Origin of the sequence: Hydrogenophaga sp. 70-12, from assembly GCF_001897365.1 — a bacterium.
In the GTDB taxonomy this organism is placed as follows: domain Bacteria; phylum Pseudomonadota; class Gammaproteobacteria; order Burkholderiales; family Burkholderiaceae_C; genus Hydrogenophaga; species Hydrogenophaga borbori.
Window position 1 is genome coordinate 1 of sequence record NZ_MKSS01000090.1, and the last position, 3,204, is coordinate 3,204.

At 69.6% G+C, this 3,204-nt stretch carries 2 protein-coding genes and 1 pseudogene; 1 reads left to right on the forward strand and 2 read right to left on the reverse strand.

Translation table 11 applies throughout. The features are described from left to right. Positions 1-46: 46 nt before the first annotated feature. Positions 47-1,984, forward strand: coding sequence for a PhoX family protein (locus tag BGO22_RS05775; protein ID WP_070398807.1), 1,938 nt, complete (start codon positions 47-49; stop codon positions 1,982-1,984). Between the two features lie 77 nt (positions 1,985-2,061). On the opposite strand, the gene BGO22_RS05780 is transcribed toward BGO22_RS05775, so the two are convergent. Further along, entirely contained in the window at positions 2,062-2,856 is a 795-nt protein-coding gene (locus tag BGO22_RS05780) for a BPSS1780 family membrane protein (protein WP_070398806.1), read from the reverse strand. After that, positions 2,853-3,204: pseudogene (locus BGO22_RS05785) on the reverse strand (homoserine kinase); the annotation flags it as partial. The gene BGO22_RS05780 and the pseudogene BGO22_RS05785, both read right to left, overlap by 4 nt.

Consider the following 3,204-nt stretch of genomic DNA (forward strand, 5'->3'; position numbering starts at 1 on the left):
CGTAGCCTTTCCGCCTGTCGCATTTCCCAACCCCACAGGACATTCCATGACCCTCGACTTCGATAGCGAAGACCTGCCCACCAACACCAGCCAGAACGAGCACTTCCAGAACGTGGTGAACCGCGCGGTCAACCGCCGCGGCTTCCTGTTCAAGACCGGTGTGGGGGCCGCTGCCGTGGCCTTCCTTTCCGCTGGCCTCGCGGGCTGCGGCGGCGGCGGCGACGCCGACCCGACGCCCGCGCCGCCCGCGGCCGACCCCGACCTGCTGGGCTTCACCGGCATCGCCATCGGCACCGACGACAGCGTGCACGTCGCCCCGGGCTACACGGCCTCGGTGCTGGCGCCCTGGGGCACGCCGCTGTTCTCCAGCGGCGCGGGTTCGACCTGGGCCGGCGACGCCAGCGAAGACGCCGCCGCGCAGGCGCGCCAGATGGGCGACAACCACGACGGCATCCACTACTTCGCCCTGGCCGGCCGCAGCGACGAAGGCCTGCTGGTGATGAACCACGAGTACACCAACCCGCAGTACCTGTTCACCGACGGCGTGGTCAACAGCCTGGACGACGCCAACAAGGACCTCAACGCGCACGGCGTGAGCGTGGTGCACATCCGCCGCACCGCCGGCGTGTGGAACATCGTGCTGGACTCCACCTACAACCGCCGCATCACGGGCGATACGCCGATGCAGCTGACCGGTGCCGCCGCCGGCCACGCGCTGCTGCAGACCACGGCCGACGCCACCGGCACCGTGGCGCTCGGCACGCTGAACAACTGCGGCAACGGCTTCACCCCCTGGGGCACCTACCTGACCTGTGAAGAGAACTTCAACCAGTACTTCGGCACCACCAACACCGCGGTCCCCGGCATGACGCGCAACGCCAACCAGCTGCGCTACGGCCTGGCCGGCGCCGGCACCTCGCGCAAGTACGAGCAGTACCACGACCGCTTCGACTGGCAGAAGGAGCCCAACGAGGCCAACCGCTTTGGCTGGATCGTCGAGATCGACCCCTTTGACCCGGCCTCCATGCCCAAGAAGCGCACCTCGCTGGGCCGCATCAAGCACGAGAACGCCGCCTACGCCATTGCCGCCGACGGCCGCGTGGTGGTCTACATGGGCGATGACCAGGCCAACGACTACATCTACAAGTTCGTGACCGCCGGCCACTACATCGAAGGCGACACCGCCAACAACCGCGACCTGCTCGACACCGGCACGCTGTATGTGGCCAAGTTCAACGCTGGCGCCGTGGCGAACGACATGATGGGCACCGGCGAGTGGATGCCCATGACCACGGCCAACCCGGCCCTGGCCGCCTACGCCACGCAAGCCGAGATCCTGGTCAATACGCGCCTGGCGGCCGACGCCATGGGGGCCACGCCCATGGACCGCCCCGAGTGGGTGGCGGTGCATCCGCAGACCCAGGAGGTCTACGTCACGCTGACGAACAACTCCGGCCGTTCGACGACCGACGACGCCAACCCGCGCACGGCCAACGTCTACGGCCAGATCATCCGCTGGCGCGAGACCGGCGGCGACCCGACGGCCCTGACGTTCGAGTGGGACCTGTTCGTGCTGGCCGGCAACCCCACCATCGCCCAGGCCAATCCCTTGAACAAGGGCTCGGCCAACGTGACCAGCGACAACACCTTCAACAGCCCCGACGGCCTGGGCTTCGACCGCGATGGCCGCCTGTGGATCCAGACCGACGGCAACTACAGCAACACCGGCAACTACGCCAACCAGGGCAACAACCAGATGCTGTGCGCCGATCCGCGCACCAAGGAAATCCGCCGCTTCTTCGTCGGCCCCGTGGAGTGCGAGGTGACGGGCCTGAGCTTCACGCCCGACAGCAAGACGCTGTTCATCAACATCCAGCACCCGGGCGAGGGCGGCAACAGCCACTGGCCCGAGGGCGGGGCGGCGCTGCCGCGCTCGGCCACCGTCGTCATCACCAAGGACGATGGCGGCGTGATCGGCACCTGATCCGGCGCTCGCGCCAGAACACAGCCCGCACCGTTGGCCGGTGCGGGCTTTTCTTTTGGGGGCGCCCGCGGCGGGGCTCAGGCCGAGCGGGAAGCGTCCGGCTCGGGCGCGTCGAAAGCGAAGCTGTCGCGCACCGTGAACCACAGCGAGGTGTGGAACATCGAGGCCATGAACAGCACGATGGGGTAGACCACCACCTGCATCACCTCGGGCCCTCCGACGATGGAGCCCAGCATGCCCAGGAGCAGGCCGGTGAGCATGAACACCACCGTCCAGCCGGCGACGAAGAGCAGCATCGCGCCCCTGTTGCTCCAGCAGGCCACCAGGCTGAAGAACAGGCTCTTGGCCGGCGGCACGCCGTGCCAGAACACCAGCGCCGGCGCGTGCCAGAAGGCCATCAGCACGGGCAGGTAGGCCAGCAGGGCCGCCCACAGGCCGGGGCGGCCGACGGCGGCGCCCACCATTTCGGGCGTGACCTCGGCGGTGCCCTCGGGCAAGGGGGTGGGGGCACCGTCCGTGAACAGCGCGCCGACGCCCATCACCAGGAACAGCGCCACCGCATACATGGCGCCCAGCAGCAGCATGCCGCGCCGGCGCTCGGTGCCGCCCCGAAAGGCCGTGAGCAGCAGCGAAGGCATGGGGAAGCGGCCTTGCTCGGCCTCGCGCGTGGCGGCCATCAGGCCCAGCGTGGCCGCAGGCACCAGCGCCGCTGCCACCGCCGTGCCCAGGATGGGCACGATGGACAGCACCGAGACCAGGGCCATGAACATGAAGAACAGGCCCGACATCGCCAGCGGCTGGCGCAGGAAGGTGCGCATGCCGAGCTTGACCCACAACCAGCCCAGGCTGGCCTTGTTGACCTGGAGCTTCATGCGGCCAAGGCCTCCGGCGCCGCGCTCGCCGCGGGCGCGTTCGGCAGGCGGGCGCGCAGCACGCGCTGGAAGTGGCCCGGGTCGTGCGCCTGCAGCATGGCGGCCTCGCGCGGCAGGTGCAGGTCCCACAGGCGCGACAGCCAGAAGCGCAGCGCGCCCGCGCGCTGCATGGCGGGCAGCAGGCGGCGCTCGGCTGGCGTCAGCGGACGCACGCTTTCGTAGGCCGAGAGGAAAGCCTGCTCCAGCGCGGGCTCGGGCTGGCCGTCGGTGTCGCCGCCGTGGCGCACGCACCAGTCGTTCAGGCACACGGCGATGTCGAACAGCCAGGTGTCCACGCCGGCGAAGTAG